We start from the raw sequence: 25,217 nt of genomic DNA, 5'->3' as shown, positions 1-25,217 counted from the left end.
GAGGCAGATTATAGGAAAAGCTTCATGCTAAGGTTAATGCGATTAACAATATCTTTGTTGAAGATAAATTATTCGCTACAATGCTTGCGGTATAGTCGTTCACAAAATTGTCTTCGGCTCCCCCGGTTGTTAAATATTCAAGCATAAAGCACTAACACTTTTACACATTAATAGTTATCAATAAAATACCGATTAGGAGAAAACGCTGTGAAAATTAACTGGTTAGTATCTGGTACTACTTTTGTTTCTGTACTAATGCTATCGTCGCCCGCTCACGGCGCTAAACTGTCTTCCTGGCGTTTTAATGCCGATCAAAACAAACTGGAATTTCAAACCGATGGTGCGGTTCAACCCCAAGCACAATTAATCTTTAATCCGACTCGTTTAGTCATTGATTTACCAGGAACGACATTTGGGCGACCCCAGTTGACGGAACCCGTAAGCGGTGGTGCGATTCGTTCTCTTCGTGTCGGACAGTTCGATCCACAAACAGCTCGTATAGTTGTCGAAATGAATCAAGGCTATACTCTTGACCCCGCTCAAGTCAAATTTATCGGGATAACTCCCAGCAATTGGACGGTACAGCTACCTTCGCCAAAACCCGAAACAAACGCTGTTTCTGCTAGAAGTATTTACAGTGTAATTACCCCAACATCTAACACCACATCACCGCTTTCAATAGCTGCTACAAACTCAAATGCAGCAACAAAAATCGAAAGCTTGCAAGTTACCGGAGACGGATTTTACCTGCGTACTAGCGGATCGAAACCCAAAATTAAAGTGAATCGCAGTCGCGATCGCAAGGAAATTAACGTAGATATTTCAGATGCAGCTTTAAGTTCGGCAGTTCAACAGGAGATATCGGTTAACAAGCACTCGGTTAGCCGAGTTCAATTTACCCAAGTTGATGGTAAATCCCCAGTTCTTCGCATGACTTTGCAGGTAGATAAAAATGCTCCCGATTGGCGAGCCGCCACCAGTGGTAACGATGGTTTAATAGTTCTACCCAATCGTCTGAGCGCTTTGTTATCCAGAGGTAGTAGTTCTAGTAATTCCAGTAGCGACAGTAGTTCAGATTCAAGTGACAATAGTAAATCGGATTCTTTTCCCGTTCCAGCAGTCCGAACACAGATAAATCAAGTAGCAACAATTGAATCTGTAGAATTAGCCCCTACTGGTACTCAATTACTAATCAGAGGAAATCAAAATCTCGAAGCTAATGGTGGTTGGGACAGAAAATCCGGTTTGTATCGCATCACCGTTAATAATGCCAAATTGGCTCCTAAAGTTAAAGGTCCTAAATTTAACGCTAGCAGCCCCATTTTACGAGTCAAATTGCAGCAAATTGAATCGGACAAAGTTGCTATCTTTGTTCAACCCGCTTCCGGAGTGGAAATCGGCGAACTTAATCAACTTAGTAATCAACTTTTATCTTTAGAATTACAACGGAGTCGTAGAGTTCTACCTCCTACTAATTCTAGGGGTTTACCACCCATATCTCCAACGATTCCTACGCCTTCAACTCGTCGTCCGATAATGACTCTTCCCCGGACTAACCAGCCATCTATAGGGCGATCGCGAGTTCCTAGCGGTAGAGTTTCAGTAATTATTGACCCCGGACATGGTGGTAAAGATCCAGGTGCAATTGGTATCGGTGGATTGCGAGAAAAAGACGTTATTTTACCTATTAGTATCAGAGTTGGACAAATTTTGCAGCAAAACGGAGTGCAAGCAGTACTTAGTCGCAATTCCGACTACTTCGTCAGTCTTCAAGGACGGGTAGATATGGCAGAGCAAGGAAATGCCGATTTATTTGTCAGCATTCACGCTAATTCTGTTGGTTTGAGTCGTCCGGATGTCAGCGGTTTAGAAGTTTACTATTACAGTAGTGGTTATAACCTTGCCCGAAGTGTCCGTAGCGGTATCTTAAATTCTGTCAGCGTTAAAGATCGAGGAGTACGAAAAGCCAGATTTTACGTACTCAGAAAAACCTCTATGCCTGCAATTCTTGTGGAAACAGGTTATGTTACCGGACGGGAAGATGCAGCAAAACTATCTTCTCCACAATATCGAGAGCAAATGGCACAGGGAATTGCCAATGGTATTCTCAGCTACATCAGAAGCAGATAAGTGAAAAGTTTGAACGTTATAATAGCCGTGTCCTAGTATATTTACTGAGATAGGGCTATTTTTTTTCTTTTTTCAATTCTTAATTATTTCTTGGTAGAAATACAAATTTAATCCTTGTTATGTAGTCAATAGTATTTAAGAGTACCTACGTTTCAGTAAAAAATATCGTAAAAATTTTAGAAGCGGCAAAGTTAAGATGTAAAATTCTCTTTCATGTCGGATTTAGTAGTTCAAATCTTGAAGTTTCTTCTAAATCGTCTGTTCCAAATTCAAAATTAGATATCAAAATTTGCCTGTGTTTTCATCTTCTATCTTTGAAGGCAATCTTTACCATTTATCCGAACAACAACCCCAACGTGCCCCTATAGGTGTATTTGATAGTGGCGTGGGTGGTTTAACGGTACTGCGCCAAATTTACGAACAACTCCCCAATGAATCAATAATTTACTTTGCCGATACAGCTAGGCTACCTTACGGTATTCGTTCCCAAGAAGAAATTATCCAATTTACCCGAGAAATTATCTTCTGGATGGAAAGTCAAGGCGTGAAAATGGTGATTATGGCTTGCAGCACCAGTTCGGCTTTAGCATTAGAAACAGTACGTTCCGAATTTAAGGTGCCTATACTTGGACTTATCCTACCGGGTGCAGTAACAGCCGTGAAAGCCGGAAAACGTATCGGCGTGATTGCTACACCAGCAACAGCTAAAAGCAATGCTTATAAATTGGCTATCCAAGAAATTAATAGCAATGCCCAAGTCTGGCAAGTTGGTTGTCCGGAATTTGTTCCTCTTATCGAACAAAACCGCATTGATGATTCCTATACCTTTGAAGTAGCGCGTTCCTATCTCGAACCTTTATTAAAACAGGAAATTGATACTTTAGTCTATGGCTGTACTCATTATCCACACCTGTCAGCATTATTGCGATCGCTGCTTGGTGAATCTGTAGAATTAGTAGATCCAGGAAAGAGTGTTGTTGAAGCTTGTGCCCAAGAACTAGATTTGTTAGGCTTAAGAAATACTTACCCACCTTTACCAACTCGGTTTGCTGTGAGCGGAAGTCCACAACAATTTGCTCAGTCTTCAATTAAATGGCTCGGCTGCACTCCAATCGTTGAATCGGTAAATTTGCAGCATCTAGATTTTAACCATCTTTCACAAGAGAATGGTGGCTTAATTAGCTATTAAATCTAATACAGCACACTACGCCGGGTAGTGTGCTGTACTCAAAATAAATTCAACCAAAATTAAAATTTAATGTTACGAAAGGCTTCATTCAAAAGTATTGATGGACAAATCGGAAGAATAATCTCCAATATTTTGCGAAGAAATTCCTGTTGTCGCAGTATTGTTAATCGCTTTCTTGGCGATCGCCAAAAATACATATACACCAAACAAATAACTAGAAGCTAGAACAAATATCATCATAAGTATACTTCCCCGACAAGTATTATTTTCAATTACACGCTTAAAAGCAAACAAGTTGCGCTGAATACAAATACAACAATTGAAGCTATATAGCTTATTACTACAGCTTTTGTATTAAAAAATTTCGGTAGAGTATAAATACTCTCCGATTTATTTATACGTAATTAGTTTTTGCAGGTTATGCCAGCGATCGCCAAAAAATAGTCGCTATGCAATCTACCTAACCTGCATTCCAACTGCGTCATGCAGTGCTTCCGGCTGAACGTACAACAACCCAACCTTGGGTACTCTAAAATGAGTCTTCAAGATGCGCCAATATATACATGGCAGGACAGCACGTAGCTATTATTTGGGGAATTTATTAATTCGTAGATTTACTCACGAATCATCCCCTTAGTTTGAGCTTCGACTTATTTAAACTCACTATCATCAGTACAAGTACGAACGCGAATAAAGCAGCGACTTACTTTTTCTGAGTGAATATTTTTAAGTATTTGAAATCCCTATATATAACAGTAACATAAGAACTATAAGAAGTGCAGGTATTTTATGATTTAATTTTAAATTTTTGAGATAATCTAATTTACTTAGTTATTCTCCCTATGTCCGGATAGTGTTATCAGTCATATATGATGAACTTAACCTGTTTTCACTCTGTTCTCAAAGATACTTGTAGTCATATCGTGAAAGATTAAATTTTTGTTAATAAGAGCTTTTCTCTGCAAAAATTATTCAAATGAAAATAATTTAGTTGCACCAACCGAATAGGCTACATTAGTGGATACACTTAGATATATAAAGTATAAATATTTGTGTTAAGTTTGATTAAATATTTTTGGCTCGCTCTGAACATAGAATATTCCTCTTTGCTCAGACTAGTATTCAGCTAAGGTGAAGACATAAGGAAGAAAAGATCGACGAATACAAACAAAAAATTGTTCGCAATGTAACGAAATGTAAATTTTAACCGCTGTTTTTAAAGAAACAGATGCTTATAGATATATTAAAATACTAAATTTTTAACTATCTTCCGTAAGAATTCCTCAATTTATTAAGGAAGCTTGAATCGAAAATACAGTGCTTTACAGAGCAAATAATTATCTATAAGTAGGGATATTAAGGTTTGTATCAATCGCAACATTTGTAGAATGCTTTGAGAAAAGGCACGGGCTTATCTTAAAATGGGTATAGGATATGTAAACTTTCGTAACCAAAGTCAGAGTCCGCCCATTCATGACCTCAGCCACCTCCTTGTTTTCCCCTGTGGAAGCAGACCTGCATATATTGGCAGATAACCTCAAACAGTTAGTTGGTAACGACCATCCCATCCTTAGTCTCGCCGCAGAGCATCTCTTCGGAGCTGGAGGGAAGCGTATTAGACCTGCAATTGTCTTACTTGTATCAAGAGCAACAATGCACGACGATATTACGCCCCGTCACCGACGCTTAGCTGAAATTACAGAAATGATTCATACGGCTTCTCTAGTCCATGATGATGTCGTAGATGAATCAGAAACTAGGCGTGGCGTTGATACAGTTCATAGTTTGTTTGGCAATCGAGTAGCAGTATTAGCCGGAGATTTCTTGTTTGCTCAAGCCTCCTGGTATTTGGCCAATTTAGATAATTTAGATGTAGTGAAATTGCTTTCACAAGTAATTATGGACTTGGCTACCGGGGAAATTCTGCAAGCGGTGAATAGTTTTGATGTCGATATTTCGATGGATACTTATCTGCAAAAGACTTACTACAAAACTGCTACATTATTTGCCAATAGTTCCAAAGCTGCTGGAATACTCAGCGAAGTTTCTCCAGAAACAGCCGAAAACTTGTATGAATATGGGCGTAATCTTGGATTAGCCTTTCAAATAGTTGATGATATTTTCGATTTCACTAGTTCTGCGGATACATTAGGTAAGCCTGCTAGTTCCGATCTTAAAGACGGGCATCTTACAGCACCCGTGATATATGCTCTGGAAGAAAAACCGGAACTGAAAACCTTGATCGAGGAAGAATTTGAACAAGCCGGAGATTTAGAAAAAGCTCTTGCACTAGTAGAAGATAGTAAAGGAATTCAACGTTCTCGCGATTTAGCAGCTTACCACGCGAAACTAGCAGTCGAGCATATGAGTCAATTACCATCTTCACCAACTCGTCAAACTTTAATCGATATGGCAGATTATGTACTCAGCCGCTTAAATTAAAAAATATTGAAAAATATTGAAATATCAGCTCAATATTTTTTAATCATGGTTCATTAGTTACATTTTTGTTGATTTATATTTATCCCCTCCGTCAAAAGGTAGGGGCCGACGTACTCAGAGTTGATTTGTTTTGTAATAAATCCTTAACTTAGAATTCCTACCTCAAAGCATAATTTGGCAATACTAATGGGTATATGTTTTAACTATATAAATCTCTATTTCCTGGATTATTTAAGCAATGTCCGGAGGAACATCCGATCTGCGACTATTTTGTTGTAGCGAGCTTTCAATAATACTGTTAACCTGCGAACGTGGAATTTCCACACCATTGGCTGTAGTACCAGGAGTATCAAAAAAAATTATACTATCTACGGGTTGTAAGGCTACTATCTGGAACAAAATTTCAATAACTCCAATTGGGGCAGCTATCATTTGAGGGTCAAACCCAACACCAGAGGTAGTACTGACATCTTGTAACGTAGGATAAGCGTATATTACTTGTTTTTGTAATTGCGGATTGCTCTTGAGGTTTAATGTTGTTAAAACCCAGTCACCAGAAGGGTTTTGGAGTATGTAATATTGAGTTCGGCGCAATTTTTGAGCAATTTGAATAAGTGCCGGAGCAATTGCAGCAACTAGTTGAGGTGTAATACCATCTTGGGGTGCATTGTCAATCAAAAATTGAATTTGTGCTTGTAAATCCATAATTACCTATTAATAGTTGGTGGGCATTAGCTATAACTTCTATGAAATGCGATTAGCAAGTGAGCGAGCATAATGGGAATAATATATAACGACATATTGATGGGAGCAGTTGGGATCGGCTCAATTGGCATCGGCGTTTCAACGCACAGCCGAATCAACCGGCAGTCCCAGACAATATAGGTTGTAACGTTTGTTTATATAATCAATCGGTCTTTTAAACAAGTAGACTATGAAATTAGCCGCGACCACAACTATTCAGGGAGAAAAGTCTATCGGCGTGGAGGCGATATTTAAACTCCTATTCGGAGAACTTAAATCGAATACTAAAGCTTCGGAAGCTAATTGCCATGAAGTGGCAACACGAATTGCTGCCGAAGTCATGCGGATTTGCAATGAGAGCAAACGTATTCAAGCTTCTGGAGATATTAAAAGCTCGGCGATCGCTCTAGCTAGACACCGGCTAACTCAGTGCATGAGATACTACCAATTCGGTTCAAACCGGGGTCGAATAGAGCTACACAGCACTTTAAGCGCAGTTATCTATCGTTACATTAATCCGCCAAAGAGACAACTCAGCTATCAAGGGCGGTTAAGCGTAATTGAAGATTTTCTGCAAAATTTTTATTTAGAAGCGCTGAATGCTTGTCGACGAGAAAATAAACTTGAACCGACTTATCGTCCTCAGACTCTTCTAGAATTAGCAGAGTACATGGCGTTTACCGAACGCTATGCAAAAAGACGCATACCTTTACCGGGAAGGCAGCAGCAATTAATCATTCTGCGGGCACAAACTTTTTCTCAACAGCAACCTCCAGAAACCTGCGTTGATATAGAAAGAGCCGCAGAAGGTAGCAGCAATGACGGGGATGGTTCTTGGGAAGATCCAGCCGTACAGCAGCTAAGATCGGCAATGGCATCTCAACCGGAGCCGGAACCAACTGAGGAAACCTTACGTTCTGTAGTCATTAACGAATTAATGAGCTATCTGGAGGAACGACAGCAAGGAGACTGCGCCGATTACTTTGCTTTACGTTTGAAAGATTTATCCGCTCAAGAAATTGAATCAATTTTAGATTTAACCCCCCGTCAGAGAGATTATTTGCAGCAACGTTTCAAATATCATCTGATTCGGTTTGCCTTGTTGCATCGCTGGGAATTGGTTCACGAATGGTTGGAAGCTGACTTGCATACCAATTTAGGTTTGACTGAATACCAGTGGCAAATTTATATAGAAAAGCTTGACGACAAACAACGTTGTTTATTAGAACTGAAACAACAAGGTGAAGCTGATGCTCATATTGCCAAAACGTTAGGTTTATCTATGGCGCAACTGCAAAAAAGGTGGTTTAAAGTTCTAGAACTTGCTTGGGATATTCGTAACTCTTTTATGTCCGGATCGAGTGCATCTACTCATGAATAGTGACACAGAATCCTTACAGAACCAATTACTCGCTTGGTTGCTAGCAGAAGATGCTTCAACCGAGGAGGATTTTTTGGTCGAAAGTGAGGAAATTAACGGGGCTAAAACCGATTCTACAAACACTGCTTCCACAAGCGGTGCTTCTGAGTCGGAAGATATGCTAAAACATTTTCAATTGGGAGAAATTCCTGCTGTGCAAACACGTTTCCAAGCCGTTCTTAAACGTCGCTTACAAAATCAAATTCAAGATAATCCACCGTTATTCCCTTGGGAATCACAATTAGTAGATTATCCCGATTATGTTGACTCCCCATCTATTGCTTGGGTTCCTGCCTGGGGATGGGCAGCACAACAAGCTAAGATGAGTTTGCCAATTCCGATGCCGGAGAAAATTTTCCAGCAATTATTGGCAAGGTGTCAAGAATTACTTACATTCCCCATGCCTTTGGGTGCCAAACTTGTTGGAGCGGTAGAAAGCTTATTTCCTAGCGAGCCGCAGGCACTCAATGACTTAGCTGGAATGGTATTGAGAAGTCCATACCGTTCTGCCGACACTTTAGAAAAAAGCACAACGCTAGAAGGTAGTTTCTCAGATTTACAACCACGTCAACAAATGGCATTGTCATTGTTGGCTGCGAAACAGTTGTTAGAAAATCTAACTTTAACTGTAGATGCTGCTCAAGAGGTAGTTGAAAAGCAATGGCTAACTGATGTGGGTACCGTTACTCTGAGAGTAAAATACGATCAAGATGCCGAAAAACTGATCGTAGAAGCACAATTACCTCAAAAAGGTAATTTGAAACTTGAAGGAGAGACAACAAGTGCAGTTGCAACTCCAACTTCAGGGATTGTTAATTTAGAGTTGAATTCAGTTGTGAAAGGGGCTACTTATACATTGGCAGTTGAGTTACAAGATATGGATACTCAACCGCTAAAATTTGCGATCGTTCCGACAGATTCGTCCAAATGATCGCAAATGTTTTTTAACCGCTGGCTGTTAGCTATTGCTTATATGCTCTCCTCGGTTAATAAAAAATGATGAATAAGAATAGGTTTAGGGGTAGTAATGAAACTGAACCTTTGTTTAACCTTTGAGACAGCCCCGAGCGTCTACATTAACTGTCTAATAATTACGCCTTGCTTTCATAGGGATTATTCCTGATCAAAGTTTAGCGCGTACAAATAAAAGATGACAAAGCGGGATAATTAAGCATTTGAAATTTTTAGGAATGAATAGGTTCAGGGGTCTACATATAGGGTATTGGCGGCAAAAAATTCAGGATTCGCCGCCAATGGAAGTAGAAGATTCAATTACTTTTAGGGTGCTAGTTAGCGCTTTGGTAATTATAGGAATTGTGGCGACAGATGTAGCTGCAAACGCTACGTTTAGTTTTTGGGCAGTTCCTTTAAGTATTGTCGGGGGTAGTTGGAGTTATTACCGTCGCGATCACAAGAATGTGGCAGCAAAATTCTGTATCGCCATCGGAATGTTATTGGCGTTGGGTGCGTTTTTCGGGCGATTGTTCGGTGAATTGAACGATACCCGGCTTTTATTAGCAGAATTACTGATTCAACTTCAGGTGCTGCATAGTTTTGATATGCCTCGACGTAAAGATTTGGGGTATTCGATTGTAATCGGATTAATTTTATTGGGTGTTGCAGCAACACTGAGTCAAACTTTAGCTTTTGCACCAGTGTTGCTGCTATTTTTAGCTTTTGCTTTACCTACTCTGGTATTGGACTATCGTTCGCGTTTGGGTTTAGAGCCGCTAACAGTTAAAAAACAACGATCGGAAAAGAAAGAGACTACAGTTTTTAATTTAAAATTCTTATTTGTTAATTTTTCAATCATATTAGCTATAGGGTTGGCAATTTTTGCGGTTTTACCTAGAGTTGCGGGTTATGGCTTACGGACATTCCCGGTTAGTTCGCCTATTGACGTAAAAGGCGACTTTACCGGACGTAAAATTGTTAATCCTGGCTATGTACGCTCCGGTAATAATAACGGTGAAGGTGGTAGCAATCGCGACGGAACTTCCAAAGGTTCCAACGGCGAGCAAAAAGTAGACGATAGCTTTTATTACGGATTTAATACCAAAATTAACCAGAACTTGCGCGGAGAAATGAAACCCAAATTGGTGATGCGGGTACGTTCTCAAGCAGAAGGTTTCTGGCGAGTTTTAGCATTTGATCGTTATACGGGCAAGGGATGGGAAATTTCTCGCAACGATGAAGTAAAGCGCCTCAAACGTTCGCCTTTTTCTTATCAAACTTTTCTCGACCGACCTTTAATTATTGGTAAAACTAAAGAAGTAGTACAAACTTACACTTTAGTATCGGAATTGCCTAACTTAATTCCAGCTATGTCATATCCCAAGGAAATTTATTTTCCCACACCAATGATAGCTGTAGATACAGAAGGTGGTTTGCGAGCGCCAGTTGGTTTATCAGAAGGTTTAACCTACACCGTATTATCTGAAGTTCCCTATCGCGATCGCACTTTGTTAGCGAAGGTTGGGAATAAATATCCTACTAGTATAAAAAATTATTATTTACAGGTTCCTTCGGAAATCAACGACAAAGTTAAACAGCTTACCGAAGAAATTCTGGCTGGTTACAACCGACAACGGGTAGGTAAAACTGAGAAAAATCTTTCATCACCTTATGAAAAAGCTTTATACATAGCTCAATATTTAAAACAAAACTACACGGTACCGCAAAATCCTTTTGAAGCACCATTGTTAGATGAGAAAGAAGACTTGGTAGAAGCTTTCTTATTAAAAAACAAAGGAGGGCTACCCGATCAGTTTTCTACCGTACTAACGGTAATGTTGCGCTCTATCGGTATTCCATCGCGGTTAGTCGCAGGGTTTGCTCCGGGAAGTTTTAATCTATTTACAGGAATGTACGAAGTCCGTAACACCGACGCTTACGCGATGACAGAAGTATACTTTCCTAAATATGGTTGGTTTGCTTTCGATCCGATACCCAATCATCCTTTGATTCCTCCATCAATAGAAGAAACTCAAACTTTCCCAGCTTTAAGACAATTTTGGAATTGGATTGCGGGTTGGCTTCCCTCTCCTGTTACCGGCTTTCTCAACGGTGTATTTGGAAAAATATTTGGCGCTATTTTGAGATTTATATCGTGGGTTTTCTCGTTATTCTCCCAAGGTATTTTCGGGATATTAAGCGGATTAACCTTATTAACAGCAATTTCCTTGTTCGGTTGGCTGGGTTGGGATAGATGGCGAAAATGGCGCTACCGACAATTGTTGGGTAAATTGCAGCCGATGGAAAGACTTTATCAACAAATGCTTCAGTGGACTAATCAAAAAGGTTTGATTAAGCATCCAGCGCAAACACCTTTAGAATATGCTCGGATCTCTCATGGACATCATTCACCTGAAACCGTAGAAGTCATAGAAGAAATTTCTCAGGCTTATGTAAGTTGGCGTTACGGGGGTAACAGCCAAAATCTGAACAGTTTACGTCAAAAATGGCGGCAGATAAGAAATACTGCATCAAATTAAGCTTGTGTTTGTAATTTCTAATGTTTGTAGCTATTGCTTAGATGCTATAAGTTTATTAAATTTTGTAAAAATACGGATAGTACAGGCTTCTAGCTTGTACTTTTTTATGAATAAAACGCCCCCGCGACAGAAAACCTATTCAATTTGATTAGTTTTGATGAGCCGCACCTCCGGTGAAAGGTTCGTAGTGAGAAATGCGCCTCCTCTGATTAAAGGCTAAAGCCCTTACTACAAACTCTATGACTCAGCAAAATTAATGTGGTCAACTACTAGGAGAAACTGCTCGCGCCAAATAACCAGATTAATAAATTTCCGGAAATAACTCTATATCTCCCAGGTTAAAAATGGCAGTTTTGAGGCTCGAATCATTTTATAAAGATATTATTTATAACTTAAAATCTTTACTGCTCTGGTATGGATTAATAACTTGCTATAGAACAATATGGTTAAGTAAATATTAAATAATAGCTCTGTTAAAGAAAACTATGTATAAGAATTCTTTTAAGTAACCATTAGGAACATTGATTATTAAAAATAAGTAAATATTGATTTTTGAGATTGTAAGCTAAAAAACATTATTATTAATTTACGTAAACTGCCATCATAGAACTGTTTAAACCGATGAAGGCAGCTATCTCTAAGAAGTAGAAAGTGAGTAGGGGTAGTGAAACTGGGTATGAAGAATCGGATAATATCGAAACTTCACATTTTATAGGGAATCCTATAATACCTTGTTTCGGGTAATTTATATGTATATCTTAAGGAATATTTTGAATGAAAAAGCGGCACTAAATTAAGAAAAAAAGTACTGTTGTAAATAAAAACAAAAGCAATTACCAATTAGCGCGTTGTAAGTGCTATTTTTTGGGGATAACATGGAAAACAGTTGCTTTTTAAGGCATGATTAATCGTATCTTATCCTCACACACATTTACATAGCAGTTTTTTTATGGACATTCAGTTAATCAACATCGGTTTCGGCAATATTGTTTCTGCCAACCGAGTAGTTGCAATTGTCAGTCCAGAATCAGCCCCAATCAAGCGAATAATTACCGATGCGCGAGATAGAGGTCAGCTGATTGATGCAACTTACGGTCGTCGGACAAGGGCTGTTATTATCACTGATTCGAGTCACGTTATCCTTTCGGCTATCCAGCCAGAAACGGTAGCGAATCGTTTCGTTATTTCCCGCGAGCATCATGTTGTAGATAACTAAAAGTGGTATGGGTTCCATCTCGGAACCAATATCTCTACTTAGGTGAATGTATACATTTTTTTGTACCATGTGAATTAAGCGATTTAAAAAGTCGTTCATGTTACAAGCCTCGCTAGTTAATAGTCATTTGCCAAACTAACAAATGGCTGCTGACTAGTGAATAATGTATATAAATGATTCACAGAGAAAGCGGATGATGCAAGTGTTATCGACCAAAAGTGGTGCTACTACTAACAAATTACTGTCTCCGGGGAAACTCATTGTTTTAATAGGTCCTAGTGGTGTCGGAAAAGGCACTCTAATGCGATTACTTCTTTCGCGTCATCCCGAACTCAATTACTCGATATCTGCCACTACCCGTCCTCCTCGTCTGGGGGAAGTGGACGGCAAGGACTACTATTTTATTAGTCGCAGTAAATTCCAGCAGTTAATTGAAGAAGGTGAATTTTTAGAATGGGCTGAATTTGCCGGTAATCTATACGGCACTCCTCGCAAGCCAGCAATTAACTTGATGGAGTCTGGAAAGTCTGTATTGCTTGAAATTGAGTTGGAAGGCGCACGACAAATTCGCGCGGCATTTCCCGAACTGTTAAGTATTTTTATACTTCCACCTTCATTTAATGAATTAGAGAAACGGATACGCGGTAGGAAAAAGGATACAGAAGACGCTATATCCCGCCGTCTAAAGCGTGCTAAAGAAGAAATTGACTCTGCTGATGAGTTCGACCTTCAAATCGTAAATGACGACTTAGAAACGGCCATTCATGACATTGAAGTAGCAATCTTTTCAGATGGGGAATTATTTTAATGCCGCGTATATAGCATAAATAATAAATAAAGGACACCAACTAAGACCATCTGAGTCTTTGTTTGTGTCCTTTCGCCTTTACCATTTTTGACACCTAGTTGTTAAACCAGGTATGGGAATAATTCAATATCAACCGAATAAACCTTGGATAAACCCCAGGTTACTGGTTAAGAAGTAAGCTGTCACCCCACCACCAATACCGCCAATTAGAAAAGCACTAGCAAAGTTGTTCCAACCTTCGGTGGTGTTAAAAGCACTAGGGGGATTGGGGACGGTAACAGTGGCAACTGGTTTAGGTGGGTTGCTATTTGCATACAAAGATAAGCAAGCAGTGAGAATTACAACCAAGCCGATTGTGGAAAGTAACCCAGCCAAGTTAGCGGGTGGTGCATTACGCAGCGGTCCCAATTTAGCGAATGGGCCAAATAAGAAGTAGCCATGAGCCATACCAACTTCTAATCCACGTCTGAACGGAGTGTGATCGGGACGATAAGCAGGCAAATTTCTAATAAACCACTTGCTTAGGGGAGAAGAATTTATTGGCGTTTCTAGGTTGCCTAGCTGCGGATTACCTTCCGCTGCAAAAACAACTTCCTGATTTCTAGGGTCGCTAGATTTATTTTTGGATGCATCTGCTGCTTGGGCGATATTTGACATATTTTATTTTTACCTCTCAAATAACTTGATATTTTTCTCCATATTAATAATTGTATCTGGAGGAGATTTTTAACAGTAATTTTTAGAAAAGTTAATAAACATAAATAAACATAAATAAACATAAATATATACAAAACTCGCTTCTACCCTCTTAGAGCAAAAGCGAGTACGATCGCAAATTATTCCTACATAAAGTAAGAGTTTCTTCAGAGTTATAAGTTACTTGGGAACCGCCAACTTTAAAAAATCTCTTGTATACCCAATAAAGCCGAGAACCAATAAAAAATAGGGCATTCTTTTGACAAAGCCTTCTAGTTTAATAGTAAAGTTTTGTCCAAATTTGGCTCCAATAACCAGATACAGCAAGACAGCCCCATTTTTTATAGAGACATTCTTACGGTAGTGGATGGAACAATAAGTCGGGAAAAATGTAGTTGAATACGATCAACAAAATCGCAGTAAATATTAACCAGCCAAACAGTAGGACTGGTGCGAGAGAAAGATACTTCAATAAATCATTCTGCTGCATGGATTTTACTCCCAAATAATGAGCTTTAATGGATTTTAGATGAGTAGATTTACGCCCCTGTATAATTAAGAAAAGTTCTTTAAAAGACAACTAATAAAGACAGCCAATAAATCAACTATTAGTTAACAATAATTAATAATTAGCTTGTCTTTTTATAGCTAGGGTCCCTTAACTCAAATTCTCTTAACTAACAATTGCTACTAGCGAGGAGAAATTGGAATTTCTTCATCTTTTGCAGTCAATTCACCCGAAAGGAATTCTTTGATTGCTGCTGCGGGCCAAGCAAAACCAGAAAGCATTAGTGGTAATGCTGTAGGTACGTCGATAATTACTTCCTTCATTTCAGCATCTTTTTCTTGTCTAACGGCTATGAGGTAGGCACGTCCTACCCAACCAATCCAGCCAGCCATATAAAGAAATAAAATGCTCGGAATTAGAAAGTCACCAGCACGGCTTAAACGACCATCAACAATCAAATGAGGTAGGCCCTCTGGACCGCACAATGCCTGAGAATAACGTTCAAAACGGTTTTCTCCGGAATTGGGATCGGAAGTTGTGTTGCGGGCATCTGCTGCACGTTGTTGAAAAGCAGGAGATTCGCTGCATTGTACTAGATCGGCACCTAGAGCAAAAGCTGGTGGGGCGAAATTAAACGCCAAACAAACAGTTAAAATTAGAGCAAACAAGCGTCGCATGAAATTGTTTCCCTTTATTACGAAACAAAAATTGTTTGTACAAAACGAAGCGGCTCGTACAAAGTTAAATTTGTCTTACTAAGAAGCGATCATACTCTTGATGCGTAAACTGAGTAAAGTTGAAGTAAATAAAAGTTAAAGCTTCTACAACAAAATTTTTATTCATAGAAACTTGATAGATGCCAACTGTTTTAGCGATAGAAACTAGCTGCGATGAAACTGCCGTAGCAATTGTTAATAATCGTAAAGTTCTTAGCAACATTGTTGCTTCGCAAATTTCGGTGCATACAAACTACGGTGGGGTAGTACCAGAAGTCGCCTCCCGAATGCATCTGGAAACGATAAATCAATGCGTAGCCCAAGCTTTAGAACAAGCGCAATTAGATTGGAGCGGAATTGATGGTGTAGCCGCAACTTGCGCCCCTGGATTGGTAGGGGCATTGTTAGTAGGATTAACTGCCGCAAAAACTCTGTGTATGGTACATTCCTTACCATTTTTAGGAGTTCACCACCTCGAAGGTCATATTTACGCTAATTATTTAACCGAACCAAGTCTTAAGACTCCATTTCTAAGTTTGTTAGTTTCGGGGGGACATACGAGCTTAATTCACGTTAAAGATTGCGGAATCTATGAAAGCCTTGGAACCACCCGCGATGACGCAGCAGGAGAAGCATTTGACAAAGTAGCGCGGTTGTTAAAGCTGGGATATCCCGGTGGCCCAATAATCGATAGATTAGCCCAAAAAGGAAATTCTAGCGCTTTCAAATTACCAGAAGGAAGAGTATCTTTACAGAGCGGTGGCTATCATCCCTATGATGCTAGTTTTAGCGGGTTAAAGACAGCAGTATTGCGACTGGTACAGCAGTTAGAGAAAGATAATCCTGTAGTACCAGTAGCAGATGTAGCAGCCAGCTTTCAGAATACCGTAGCCAGAGCATTGACTAAAAGAGCTATAAATTGCGCTTTAGATTATGGCTTGGATACTATTACCGTAGGTGGTGGAGTCGCAGCTAATAGCGCTTTGAGAGAGCATTTACAAGCCGCTGCACAAACTCATAACCTGCGAGTGTTATTCCCTGCTTTAAAATTTTGTACCGATAACGCCGCCATGATAGGTTGTTGTGCCGCAGATCATCTTTCGAGGGGACATACTTCTTCCTTGAACCTTGGCGTTGAATCAAGATTAGGGTTGAATCGGGTTATGGAACTGTATTAGTTAGGAGTTAGGAGTTAGGAGTTAGGAGTTCTAAAAATTTTAGATTTTAGATTTTAGATTTTAGATTTTAGATTAAGGGTTAAAGTCAAAGGTTGAAATTCTCCCCATGTCCAATGCCCAATGCCCAATGCCCAATGCCCCTAAATTTAATTGATAATAGAGCGAATACGTTCGGCGACAATATCTGGCTGTTCTAACATTGCTAAGTGTCCGCAGTTGGGGATTTCGATTACGTTGTCACCGCAGTCTTTGAACAAAGGATGAAAACTAGCTAAGTGACGAACGTACTTTGGTTCCATGACTTTATCTTCGGCACCAGCTAAGAAATATACTGGCTGTTTAAGTTGAGATACTAATTGAGGTAAATAATTTATTGCTTCTTCTGTTGTAGAGTCTAGTAGCGTTCCTAAAGCAGCTTGGGGATCGGCTACTAAAAAATCCACGATCCGCTGACGTGCCCAATGAGGTTCTAAGGGACGCGCTACAGAATTTCTGGCAAACAGTAAGTCAATTAAAGGTACTTGAGATAACCATTTGGGACGAAATTGTAAAAAACGCTGTCCTGCGGTACGAAATTTTTCAAAGGATTCTTTAAGATAAATTCCACCACCGGAATTGATACAGATTACCCCTTTGACTTCTTGATGCATTCGAGCCGCTGCCCATAAAGCTATGGTGCCACCAAGGGAGTGACCGATCAACCAAACATTATCTAAATTCAACTGTTGCAGCAGCATTACTAAATCCTCTACGTAGGCGGCTGGTGTGTAAAAAGAATCAAAGGGATTATCAGAAGTCTTGCGCTCCGTAACAGTTAAATCTGAAGAAGTGCGATTAGCGAAGCTAGATGAGATAGGCATATCGCTAGCTATATCAGTTTTTTGTTTGAGTTGAGATTCCCCAAAACCCCGCAAGTCATATGAGAGGCATTTCATATCTGGCTGTAAGCGTTCGATGGCGGGTTGCCAATATTCACGGCTATTTAACCAACCGTGAATAAATACTAAGGTGTATTCTGTTGTTTTGGGACCACGTAGTTCGTATGCGTGGGGAACGCCGAAGATTTCGATAGTTGCCGATCTCATAGCACGTACCTTTAAGGACATTCTTCGATAAAACAGCTTTGTTTACGAAAAAAACTAAAAAACTCCCGATTGAATGTTTGCAGCATCAAAGGGCGATCGGCTCCAGGAGTTTTGTGCGGAGGCAAGTATTATAAAAGATTGGATTAGGCACCTAGCTATATCTAGTTTAATTTTTACAGCTACAGGTTCGCATTTTTTATAGTTTTATATACAAAGATATTCATCCACCGAGAAATCTCCCCCGCACGCTTTCGGCAATTTTGTGACCTAAATATTCGGGAATTAAGCTTTCATTAGGTCCTAATAAATAAAGAATCAAACGAGTACGTCCTCGCCAAACTAGTAAGTTCGCATTTACTACAAGCAAATCCTCAAGCCACATAGCGTACATAACTTTATAGAATAATCCGGGTTGGTTATCAGCTTCAATAACTAAAGCTGGTAAATGAAATACCGGATCTACATAAAACTCGGTTTCTACTTTTTCTAAACCAGCATCGAGGTTAAATTCGACTGCTAGCATTTCTTCTACCTCGAAGCGTCCTCCCAAAGCTTCGCGAATTGCACGGCAGGCGTTTTCTGCTGTTTTCTCCGAAAGAGCTTTGCTACCGCGAGAAACAATTAGTTTCATGAAAACTAACATTGGTGGTTTAATTTGTCCGTACAAACTTAAACTGTGAATTGTCAGTCCATAAGCCGCTAGCACTCCAAAAATATCGCTGAGGAGAAAAGACTGATTGCGGTAGGCGAAATGCAAGGCACTTTTACCACCTTCGGGTTTTAACTCGATAACGGCACGTCTGGTTTTATAAAGGCGATATGCTAGGCGCAAATTTTGCAGTTGAATCTCACTGCTGACAAATTGCTCGTAAAACTGGGGAAACGACTTATTAAAGCGTTTGAGTAAATCCAGTGTTGATGTTTTTAAACCAGAAGCCATTTTAAAAGGTAAGACGCAGCTTGTTGTGATTGATACTTGAACGGAAGATGCGAGAAATAAAACGTCTCGATATTTGACAAATATTCCGGTTCTACCGATGTATAGATTGCCCAGTAAGGCGACATCGTTTGAACGGTATATTTTCGGCGACGGTAATTGTCTTGAGCGGGAAATTGATCGAAACGATATTGCCGTCCCTCAAAATTTTAAGCCAGTGTTGTATAGAATTGTTTTTTACCTTGGGCATAGCTTTTAGTTAATTTTTTCCGTCCTGTCTGTCAACAAGATGCTAAAGTTGAAAATAATTGATGTTAAACACGTTTATTCAACGGTGGCTTTGTCTATGGAATCTCTAAAAATTAACGAAAGTTGGTTGGTGTAGATTTTTTGAGAAAGTTCGCTACGATAAGCGTGTAAACCGTCTTCAGTTATACTACCCGAACCAGGCTGGCATGGGTTTTTGGAAAACTTGGTTTAATACTAACGATGGAGTCGTGACAACTAAAACGACTCATGGACTTGAAGAACATACCGCTACTTCTAATGGAGACAGCTCTAATCGTGGTGGCGATCGCATAGTTTTTAGTACGGAGCGAGATATAGACCTATATGAGTTAGAAGAACTTTGTGACGCTGTAGGTTGGTCGCGTCGTCCTTTAAGAAAAGTAAAGAAAGCCATCGAGCATAGTTTTCTCGTAGCCACTATGTGGCAAGTACGAGGAAATAGAAGAAGACTCGTTGGTTTTGCCCGTGCGACCTCAGATCATGCCTTCAATGCCACTATTTGGGATGTAGTTGTTCACCCAGACGTTCAAGGGAAAGGAATGGGTAAGGCATTAATGAAATACGTACTCAAAAAACTTAGAAGTGAAGATATTAGCAACGTGACTCTGTTTGCAGACCCCCATGTTGTAGACTTTTATCAGAATCTGGGTTTTATGTCCGATCCAGAAGGCATTAAAGGAATGTTTTGGTATCCTCACTAATCCGCTCCTAAACGATTTGGGTTAAAAAATTTACTTATTTTAAGGTTTAATCGTCAGAATCCTACCTCCACACCAACCTGCAATGGAGGTGAGGGTAAGTCTAAACTTATTTGTAATCATACGCAAAAATCCGCGCCACTATGGCGCGGAATCACTATTACAAATTGCCGTTTGTAAGCAAATTAGACAACAGTCCCTAATGTTTATTTGCCATCAGGAGACTAAATGTGATATGATATGAATATTGCCATTTAAAGGTTAAGTTTTTCGGGATGTAGCGCAGCTTGGTAGCGCGCCTGCTTTGGGAGCAGGATGTCGCAGGTTCGAATCCTGTCATCCCGATTTTGATATTTATCGCAAAATTATTGTCAAGGATTACTTTAGAGTGATTAGAGTTTCTAAAGTTTTTTTTATGGCAACTATTTAAAAATCAAAATATCGAATATTATTCCTTGAGAATATTAAGTATATGATGAGTAATGAATATCATTCAAATACTAATATTTATTTGTAAATAGACCATAAGTTTTGCGATTGGAATCATATTATATCTTTGGTTAACACAAGTAAAAGGTTCCCTAATACTACAAAATCCGTACTTAAGCAAGAGTGTAAAAAAGAACTAGTTAATAGGATTTTAGATGGAACGATTTTATTTTCCTAAGCGTCAACATTATTTAAGAAAAAGCAATAGAATGGCATTTGATATCTTTGAGAAGCTCGCCTCTTTGGTTTTGCCTTTTCTGAAGAAAAATGTCAGTAATCAGTATTATGCCTTGTTATCAATCAATAATATTGAATACAACTTGGCTTAGATGCAATAAATAACATAGTCAAAAAAACTCTTGAAGAGACTATAACTGATAAAGTCAGTTAAATTGCTAAACTGACTTGACTCGAATTTACTGAAGTACCGAAGAAGTGGAGAAGTCATGAAATCATTAGTTCGCTGGGGAACAACGTTGGCTATAGTGGGGAGTACTCTGCTAGCAACTGTCACGAGCGGAATTGCCCCAGTAATCGCATTATCAGAACAACAAATTAAAAGCAAGCTTGATAATATACCAGTATGGTTGATTACCAATCCACAAGGTTTACCCTTAAGTCGTCCTCTACCGGAACAAAACGGTAAGAAAACTACGGGTTCTGTAACTGGCGTTTATATGAGCAAACAAGAAGCTCAAGCCTTTATCAGCGACTTACAGAAAGTAAAAGATAAAGATCCTAAAATGACTCAGATGGTGAAAAGCCTACAAGTCACTCCGGTACCTTTAGGAGTCATTTTCCAGCAAGTACAGAAAACCAAAAACGAACCCAACCGCTTATTATTTGCCTTTAAACCCGTTGATAAGGAAATTAAGGCTGCTATGGACTTATTGAAAAAAAGCGGTCAACAAGTAAAGCAGTTTACAAGCGTACCTACTTATCTGGTTAGATTTGCACCAGACAAAAGCTACGTACCAATTAAATTAGGAGATCAGAAAGCCGAACAGGAAGTAGTTCCGGTGTTCTTTAGTATGCAAGACGCTCAGAATCTGCTAAACCAAGTAAAGCCGAAATTTCCCAAAGCTGATATTCAGGTGGTAGACGTAGACGGGATACTAAATACTTTGCAAGAGAAAAACGACCCTTGGCTCGATAGAGTAGTCTTTTTCCCAAATCCAGAAGCTAGGCAATATATTCAGAATCTTCCCAAGCAAAGCGCCCCTAGCTCGGCACCCGCAAAGAAAAAATAGTACATTTATTTACACCTCAATTCTAATTTTTAATTAAGACATGGCGGATAAGCAGCAGCTACAAGTATCTGGCGAAAAACTTTCCGAATGGCGAGATACTGCGATATCGGCTGCTCTATCCGTTAATGTTTCTTCTAGTGAAGTAGATTGGCTGTTGCAGGAAATAGCTGGGCTGGACTCTTTAGCGCTGCGTATTGGTTCTTTTAAAGAAAAGTCTCAAATCCAGCTAAAGTTACCCTTAGAAGAATTATCAAAACTGTGGCAACAAAGACTCAACGAAAGTCTTCCAGTGCAGTACATTGCAAAAACTACGACCTGGCGACATTTTAATATTAAAGTTTCACCCTCAGTTTTAATTCCCAGACCGGAAACCGAATTTTTAATTGACTTAGCTGCTTCCGCAACCGCTGACAACTCAACAATGCAGCAAGGAAATTGGGCTGATTTGGGTACTGGTAGCGGAATCATCGCTTTAGGACTAGCCAAGGCTTTTAGTCAAGCAAAAATTCATGCTGTAGATCGTTCTTCCGAAGCCCTTTCTATTGCTCGGTTAAACGCCGATAATTACAATTTAGGCGATCGCATTAAATTCTATCAAGGTTTTTGGTGGGAACCGTTAAATTTTCTTAAAGGCGAATTTAGCGGCATGGTATCCAATCCACCTTATATTCCTACGAATACCTTACCCGAACTGCAACCGGAAGTATATAAGCACGAACCGCATTTAGCCTTAGATGGTGGCCGCGACGGTTTAGAATGCATCCGCCATTTGATAGAAGTTTCATCAAACTATTTAAAACCTGGTGGAATATGGTTGGTTGAAATGATGGCAGGACAAGCAGATAAAGTAACTCAAATGCTGCATAATAACGGTAGCTACAGCAAAATTGAAATTCACCACGATTTAGCTGGAATTGAACGTTTTGCCCTTGCTTATAAGAGTAGGGAGTAGGGAGTAGAGAGTTAGGAGTTATGAGTTAAGAGTTATAAATATAAAATTATTAACTGATAACTGGTCACTAATAACTGATAACTGACAAATGACACAGGTTTCTATTGCTGAGTTGGTAGCGAAAGCTAGAAGTGGTAAAGTAATTAGCTTTCCTACAGATACTGTTCCCGCACTGGCGGCTTTACCGAAAAATGCAGAATTAATTTTTACAGTAAAACAGCGCAGTATGAATAAGCCGCTAATACTTATGGCGGCTGACTCTGAGCAAATATGGGATTTTGTCAAAGGTAGTCAAGAAGAGTTTGAAATTTGGCAGCGCGTGGCTGAAAAATACTGGGGTGGAGCGCTAACTTTAGTATTGCCTGCATCTGAGAAAGTGCCGTCATGCATGAACCCTAATGACCCTACTACAATTGGTGTTAGAGTTCCTCGAAGCGATATTGCTCGCAGTATTTTATCTCAAACAGGTCCGCTTGCCACTACTAGCGCTAATTTGTCTGGAAAACCTCCTTTGCAAACCATCGCGGAAATTGAAACAGAGTTTCCAAATATACTAACTTTGGCGACAACAGCATATGATAGTAAAACGCCTGCTATAGGTATTCCTTCGACTGTTGCTAAGTGGGATGGTAAAAAATGGCAGATTTTACGGCAAGGGGCAATTAATTTGGATATTTGAATATTTGAATATTTGAATATAAAAATCCCGTTAGTTGGCAGAATATTTATTGAGAGAGGGAGTAGAAAGCGTACTGAGTTTTTTTGCTGTCTTGAGATAATTTTGCTGTATTATTTCAGTATTTATAAATAATAGGTCATCGAATATCGTACCCTTGTAATCAATTAAGAACTTCTTATTTAGCAAAAAATTATGGATTGGAATAACTGGGTATATTTTGCCGCTGGATTAGCATCAGGAATAGGCATTTACAAGTTTTTGCTAAACTCAAAGACTTCTAATAAATCGGAATTTACCCCGCCAGAACTAGAAAATAAACAAGATGTGTTAGAGCTATCTCAACGAATGAGAGAAGTTGAACTGGCTTACCATATGGCACGGGAAATGAGTCAGTTTAAAGCCGGATTTCTAGCTCGGACTACTCATGTATTGCGATCGCCACTTAATGGTTTAATTGGGCTGCATCAATTAATTTTATCGGATTTATGTGAAAATCCAGAAGAAGAACGTGAATTTATCGGGCAAGCTCACGAACGAGCTTTACAGTTATTAAATCTTATTGATGAAATTCTTCATATTGCCAGAGCCGAACATGGCAATAGTAAGTTAGATATTCAGTCTTACCCATTAAATAAAATTTTAGAGGAAGTACATGAATTAACTTATATGCTTGCTGAAAATCGTAATTACCCGTTTAAGATATTACAACCAAACGAGGAAATTTATGTTTGTGCAGATTGGCGCTGGTTAAAACAAATATTAGTCACCTTGATAGATACTGCTGTTTCTCGAATGGAAGAAGGTACAATAACTATTTCCACCAAGGCTGATCATAAGAATAATATTGCTTTGATTTGGCTGGATGTACCCCGCGAAGCTATTCCTTCTAACGAACCCGTAGATTTGATTAAGTGGGAAGGCGATAAAAAGATGGACGAAGAAGAGATCGAGCAACTCCAAGCAGGAATGAAGCTATTGCTAAATCAAACTTTACTTGAAGTAATGAAAGGAAAACTCGAAATTGTTTCCTATCCGGATGATAGAGACGAACATCTTTCCAGGCTGCAAATTTCTATCCCTCTAGGAACTCAGTTAGCTGAGTTACAGCACTAAGAGTATCTAGATTTGTTAGATTTTTCGGATTATTATATATCACCATTGTGGTGGAAATATTCTGCTCAAAGCCAATCTTTTCGTAAAATTTTTGTTGGTGAGTAGTCATCAAATAGACACGTTCAACCTTATTCATCCTCGGATGACTCAAAACCGTTTCGACTAATTTACTACCCAACCCAGTTCCGCGAAAGTCTGGATGAATTACAACATCCCAAATCGTAGCACGATAAACACCGTCACTTGTTGCTCTAGCAAAACCGATTAGTTGCTGTTTATTCCACACAGCAATTACTGGTTCGCTATTTTTTATCGCTTCCGTTAAATCTTCTATATTGCGCTCTGTAGCCCAAAAAGCGCCCAAAGTAAATAGTTTTTGTAATTGCTCTACATCAATTTTCGATTTTGCATCGCTAAATAAAATCTGAGAATTATTCATTTATTGTAACCACCTAAAAATTATATTAATCGAAGTTACACCAGCATAAATCTTACTTACGCAGCGTCAAAGAATCGGGGAGTTTGAGATATAAAAAACTAGAACACCGTATTTTTCTATTAATGTAAGACTTAATTTTAAAACACAAAACTTATACTTTCTCAATACAACTAATTAAAAGTTAACATATCAATAATTAATAGCAAAACTTAATTTTAAAACTATTTGCAAACCCATTTCCACAAAGGATGAGAAGAACCTTGCTGACGAATGCGATAAACTTGCTTTTCCAAACGCTGTTTTTCTGAGGCTGGCAAACCAAATAATATATTACGACTTTGCCAAACTAAAACACTAGCAGTCATACCTACACATAAACTGAGTCCAATGGCAGCAAAAGGGCTGAAAAATAGACCATATCGCACCGAAGCCCAGGTAAAATATTGCTGCAATAACTTAATATCTTCACGCAATTCCCACAAGCACAAAGGTGCTATAGTCACCCATAAAAATCCAGCTAACAGCCATCTACCGTAAACCGTCAGCCGATGCAATCTTTGCACCTGCTGATTAAAAGATGAATCAGACGATGGTTGTTCTACTTGAGCCATGAAAGAGATGGGGAGAGGGGGGAGGGGAAAGAGGGGGGAGAGCGGGAGACAAGGGGACAAGGGGACAAGGAGAATTTAAACTTTAACCTTTAACCTTTAACCTTACTTACTCCTCACTCCTCACTCATAACAGTT

Annotated in this window: 23 protein-coding genes and 1 tRNA gene; 15 read left to right on the top strand and 9 right to left on the bottom strand. The window is 39.2% G+C overall.

The window, feature by feature from the left end; translation table 11 throughout:
• Positions 1–207: 207 nt before the first annotated feature.
• Positions 208–2,130 carry an N-acetylmuramoyl-L-alanine amidase gene (locus ACM03V_RS17660; RefSeq protein WP_414622105.1) on the top strand — a complete coding sequence of 641 codons (1,923 nt, stop codon included), beginning with the start codon at positions 208–210 and terminating at the stop codon, positions 2,128–2,130.
• Positions 2,131–2,425: 295 nt separating this feature from the next.
• On the top strand, positions 2,426–3,319 hold the full coding sequence (gene murI, locus ACM03V_RS17655; RefSeq protein ID WP_414622104.1) for a glutamate racemase: 894 nt from the start codon (positions 2,426–2,428) through the stop codon (positions 3,317–3,319).
• An 84-nt stretch (positions 3,320–3,403) separates the two neighbouring features.
• Here murI and ACM03V_RS17650 read toward each other — a convergent pair whose 3' ends face one another.
• On the bottom strand, positions 3,404–3,559 hold the full coding sequence (locus tag ACM03V_RS17650; protein WP_414622103.1) for a hypothetical protein: 156 nt from the start codon (positions 3,557–3,559) through the stop codon (positions 3,404–3,406).
• A gap of 1,233 nt (positions 3,560–4,792) precedes the next feature.
• Between ACM03V_RS17650 and sds the strand changes: the two genes are divergently transcribed.
• The gene (gene sds / locus ACM03V_RS17645) at positions 4,793–5,761 is read left to right on the top strand and encodes a solanesyl diphosphate synthase (protein WP_414622102.1); all 969 of its coding nucleotides are present in this window, start codon (positions 4,793–4,795) and stop codon (positions 5,759–5,761) included.
• Between the two features lie 231 nt (positions 5,762–5,992).
• On the opposite strand, the gene ACM03V_RS17640 is transcribed toward sds, so the two are convergent.
• Complete coding sequence (locus ACM03V_RS17640) at positions 5,993–6,466, bottom strand: hypothetical protein (RefSeq protein ID WP_414622101.1); 474 nt, start codon at positions 6,464–6,466, stop codon at positions 5,993–5,995.
• A gap of 229 nt (positions 6,467–6,695) precedes the next feature.
• Here ACM03V_RS17640 and hetZ point away from each other — a divergent pair, with 229 nt between their 5' ends.
• The 5 genes from hetZ (at position 6,696) to gmk (ending at position 13,443) form a co-directional block, all read left to right on the top strand.
• Complete coding sequence (gene hetZ, locus ACM03V_RS17635; protein ID WP_414622100.1) at positions 6,696–7,886, top strand: heterocyst differentiation protein HetZ; 1,191 nt, start codon at positions 6,696–6,698, stop codon at positions 7,884–7,886.
• Positions 7,879–8,856: a PatU gene (locus ACM03V_RS17630; RefSeq protein ID WP_414622099.1), complete on the top strand. Its 978-nt coding sequence runs from the start codon at positions 7,879–7,881 to the stop codon at positions 8,854–8,856. The genes hetZ and ACM03V_RS17630 overlap by 8 nt, the downstream gene beginning before the upstream one ends.
• A 259-nt stretch (positions 8,857–9,115) precedes the next feature.
• Positions 9,116–11,419, top strand: coding sequence for a DUF3488 and DUF4129 domain-containing transglutaminase family protein (locus ACM03V_RS17625; protein WP_414622098.1), 2,304 nt, complete (start codon positions 9,116–9,118; stop codon positions 11,417–11,419).
• A 949-nt stretch (positions 11,420–12,368) separates the two neighbouring features.
• Positions 12,369–12,635 (top strand): extracellular matrix/biofilm regulator RemA, encoded by a 267-nt coding sequence (remA, locus tag ACM03V_RS17620; protein ID WP_015117729.1) that lies wholly within the window; start codon positions 12,369–12,371, stop codon positions 12,633–12,635.
• 193 nt (positions 12,636–12,828) lie between these two features.
• Positions 12,829–13,443: a guanylate kinase gene (gene gmk / locus ACM03V_RS17615; protein ID WP_414622097.1), complete on the top strand. Its 615-nt coding sequence runs from the start codon at positions 12,829–12,831 to the stop codon at positions 13,441–13,443.
• Positions 13,444–13,572: 129 nt separating this feature from the next.
• Here the strand turns inward: gmk and ACM03V_RS17610 are convergent, their stop codons facing one another.
• The 3 genes from ACM03V_RS17610 to ACM03V_RS17600 form a co-directional block, all read right to left on the bottom strand.
• Positions 13,573–14,091 (bottom strand): photosystem I reaction center subunit XI, encoded by a 519-nt coding sequence (locus ACM03V_RS17610; RefSeq protein WP_414622143.1) that lies wholly within the window; start codon positions 14,089–14,091, stop codon positions 13,573–13,575.
• A 403-nt stretch (positions 14,092–14,494) separates the two neighbouring features.
• Positions 14,495–14,629 (bottom strand): Photosystem I reaction center subunit IX, encoded by a 135-nt coding sequence (locus tag ACM03V_RS17605; protein ID WP_323241087.1) that lies wholly within the window; start codon positions 14,627–14,629, stop codon positions 14,495–14,497.
• Between the two features lie 200 nt (positions 14,630–14,829).
• Positions 14,830–15,324, bottom strand: coding sequence for a Photosystem I reaction center subunit III (locus ACM03V_RS17600; protein ID WP_414622096.1), 495 nt, complete (start codon positions 15,322–15,324; stop codon positions 14,830–14,832).
• Positions 15,325–15,503: 179 nt separating this feature from the next.
• On the opposite strand from ACM03V_RS17600, the gene tsaD reads away from it, so the two are divergent.
• A complete protein-coding gene (tsaD, locus tag ACM03V_RS17595) occupies positions 15,504–16,541 on the top strand; it encodes a tRNA (adenosine(37)-N6)-threonylcarbamoyltransferase complex transferase subunit TsaD (protein ID WP_414622095.1) in 1,038 nt (345 codons plus the stop codon).
• A 146-nt stretch (positions 16,542–16,687) separates the two neighbouring features.
• Here tsaD and ACM03V_RS17590 read toward each other — a convergent pair whose 3' ends face one another.
• On the bottom strand, positions 16,688–17,626 hold the full coding sequence (locus tag ACM03V_RS17590) for an alpha/beta fold hydrolase (RefSeq protein WP_414622094.1): 939 nt from the start codon (positions 17,624–17,626) through the stop codon (positions 16,688–16,690).
• Positions 17,627–17,846: 220 nt separating this feature from the next.
• The gene (locus ACM03V_RS17585) at positions 17,847–18,566 is read right to left on the bottom strand and encodes a hypothetical protein (RefSeq protein WP_414622093.1); all 720 of its coding nucleotides are present in this window, start codon (positions 18,564–18,566) and stop codon (positions 17,847–17,849) included.
• Positions 18,567–19,018: 452 nt separating this feature from the next.
• Between ACM03V_RS17585 and ACM03V_RS17580 the strand changes: the two genes are divergently transcribed.
• The 6 genes from ACM03V_RS17580 (at position 19,019) to ACM03V_RS17555 (ending at position 24,032) form a co-directional block, all read left to right on the top strand.
• Positions 19,019–19,552: a GNAT family N-acetyltransferase gene (locus ACM03V_RS17580; RefSeq protein WP_414622092.1), complete on the top strand. Its 534-nt coding sequence runs from the start codon at positions 19,019–19,021 to the stop codon at positions 19,550–19,552.
• A 268-nt stretch (positions 19,553–19,820) separates the two neighbouring features.
• Positions 19,821–19,894 (top strand) — tRNA-Pro (locus tag ACM03V_RS17575).
• A 590-nt stretch (positions 19,895–20,484) separates the two neighbouring features.
• Positions 20,485–21,288, top strand: a complete 804-nt coding sequence (locus ACM03V_RS17570; protein WP_414622091.1) for a Tic22 family protein — start codon at positions 20,485–20,487, stop codon at positions 21,286–21,288.
• A 40-nt stretch (positions 21,289–21,328) separates the two neighbouring features.
• Positions 21,329–22,240, top strand: a complete 912-nt coding sequence (gene prmC / locus ACM03V_RS17565) for a peptide chain release factor N(5)-glutamine methyltransferase (RefSeq protein ID WP_414622090.1) — start codon at positions 21,329–21,331, stop codon at positions 22,238–22,240.
• Positions 22,241–22,328: 88 nt separating this feature from the next.
• A complete protein-coding gene (locus ACM03V_RS17560) occupies positions 22,329–22,919 on the top strand; it encodes an L-threonylcarbamoyladenylate synthase (RefSeq protein WP_414622089.1) in 591 nt (196 codons plus the stop codon).
• Between the two features lie 192 nt (positions 22,920–23,111).
• Positions 23,112–24,032 (top strand): sensor histidine kinase, encoded by a 921-nt coding sequence (locus tag ACM03V_RS17555; RefSeq protein WP_414622088.1) that lies wholly within the window; start codon positions 23,112–23,114, stop codon positions 24,030–24,032.
• Here the strand turns inward: ACM03V_RS17555 and ACM03V_RS17550 are convergent.
• Together ACM03V_RS17550 and ACM03V_RS17545 are read right to left on the bottom strand one after the other, a co-directional pair.
• Positions 23,992–24,471 carry a GNAT family N-acetyltransferase gene (locus ACM03V_RS17550; RefSeq protein ID WP_414622087.1) on the bottom strand — a complete coding sequence of 160 codons (480 nt, stop codon included), beginning with the start codon at positions 24,469–24,471 and terminating at the stop codon, positions 23,992–23,994. The genes ACM03V_RS17555 and ACM03V_RS17550 overlap by 41 nt on opposite strands.
• Before the next feature lie 221 nt (positions 24,472–24,692).
• The gene (locus tag ACM03V_RS17545) at positions 24,693–25,082 is read right to left on the bottom strand and encodes a hypothetical protein (RefSeq protein ID WP_414622086.1); all 390 of its coding nucleotides are present in this window, start codon (positions 25,080–25,082) and stop codon (positions 24,693–24,695) included.
• Positions 25,083–25,217: the final 135 nt, after the last annotated feature.

Origin of the sequence: Calothrix sp. CCY 0018 (assembly GCF_963920925.1) — a bacterium.
GTDB lineage: Bacteria > Cyanobacteriota > Cyanobacteriia > Cyanobacteriales > Nostocaceae > Rivularia.
Note: the sequence above shows the minus strand (reverse complement) of the source record. Positions and strands in the feature narration are given on the sequence as shown.

What these genes read in the sequence shown, in the direction of transcription:
- ACM03V_RS17570 (WP_414622091.1), top strand. Translation starts at nt 20,485, where the DNA reads ATGAAATCATTAGTTCGCTGGGGAACAACGTTGGCTATAGTGGGGAGT.
- ACM03V_RS17590 (WP_414622094.1), bottom strand. Translation starts at nt 17,626, where the DNA reads ATGAGATCGGCAACTATCGAAATCTTCGGCGTTCCCCACGCATACGAA.
- ACM03V_RS17550 (WP_414622087.1), bottom strand. Translation starts at nt 24,471, where the DNA reads ATGAATAATTCTCAGATTTTATTTAGCGATGCAAAATCGAAAATTGAT.
- ACM03V_RS17545 (WP_414622086.1), bottom strand. Translation starts at nt 25,082, where the DNA reads ATGGCTCAAGTAGAACAACCATCGTCTGATTCATCTTTTAATCAGCAG.
- ACM03V_RS17650 (WP_414622103.1), bottom strand. Translation starts at nt 3,559, where the DNA reads ATGATGATATTTGTTCTAGCTTCTAGTTATTTGTTTGGTGTATATGTA.
- ACM03V_RS17600 (WP_414622096.1), bottom strand. Translation starts at nt 15,324, where the DNA reads ATGCGACGCTTGTTTGCTCTAATTTTAACTGTTTGTTTGGCGTTTAAT.
- ACM03V_RS17630 (WP_414622099.1), top strand. Translation starts at nt 7,879, where the DNA reads ATGAATAGTGACACAGAATCCTTACAGAACCAATTACTCGCTTGGTTG.
- sds (WP_414622102.1), top strand. Translation starts at nt 4,793, where the DNA reads ATGACCTCAGCCACCTCCTTGTTTTCCCCTGTGGAAGCAGACCTGCAT.
- remA (WP_015117729.1), top strand. Translation starts at nt 12,369, where the DNA reads ATGGACATTCAGTTAATCAACATCGGTTTCGGCAATATTGTTTCTGCC.
- gmk (WP_414622097.1), top strand. Translation starts at nt 12,829, where the DNA reads ATGATGCAAGTGTTATCGACCAAAAGTGGTGCTACTACTAACAAATTA.
- ACM03V_RS17640 (WP_414622101.1), bottom strand. Translation starts at nt 6,466, where the DNA reads ATGGATTTACAAGCACAAATTCAATTTTTGATTGACAATGCACCCCAA.
- ACM03V_RS17625 (WP_414622098.1), top strand. Translation starts at nt 9,116, where the DNA reads ATGAATAGGTTCAGGGGTCTACATATAGGGTATTGGCGGCAAAAAATT.
- ACM03V_RS17560 (WP_414622089.1), top strand. Translation starts at nt 22,329, where the DNA reads ATGACACAGGTTTCTATTGCTGAGTTGGTAGCGAAAGCTAGAAGTGGT.
- ACM03V_RS17555 (WP_414622088.1), top strand. Translation starts at nt 23,112, where the DNA reads ATGGATTGGAATAACTGGGTATATTTTGCCGCTGGATTAGCATCAGGA.
- hetZ (WP_414622100.1), top strand. Translation starts at nt 6,696, where the DNA reads ATGAAATTAGCCGCGACCACAACTATTCAGGGAGAAAAGTCTATCGGC.
- tsaD (WP_414622095.1), top strand. Translation starts at nt 15,504, where the DNA reads ATGCCAACTGTTTTAGCGATAGAAACTAGCTGCGATGAAACTGCCGTA.
- prmC (WP_414622090.1), top strand. Translation starts at nt 21,329, where the DNA reads ATGGCGGATAAGCAGCAGCTACAAGTATCTGGCGAAAAACTTTCCGAA.
- ACM03V_RS17580 (WP_414622092.1), top strand. Translation starts at nt 19,019, where the DNA reads ATGGGTTTTTGGAAAACTTGGTTTAATACTAACGATGGAGTCGTGACA.
- ACM03V_RS17585 (WP_414622093.1), bottom strand. Translation starts at nt 18,566, where the DNA reads ATGGCTTCTGGTTTAAAAACATCAACACTGGATTTACTCAAACGCTTT.
- ACM03V_RS17605 (WP_323241087.1), bottom strand. Translation starts at nt 14,629, where the DNA reads ATGCAGCAGAATGATTTATTGAAGTATCTTTCTCTCGCACCAGTCCTA.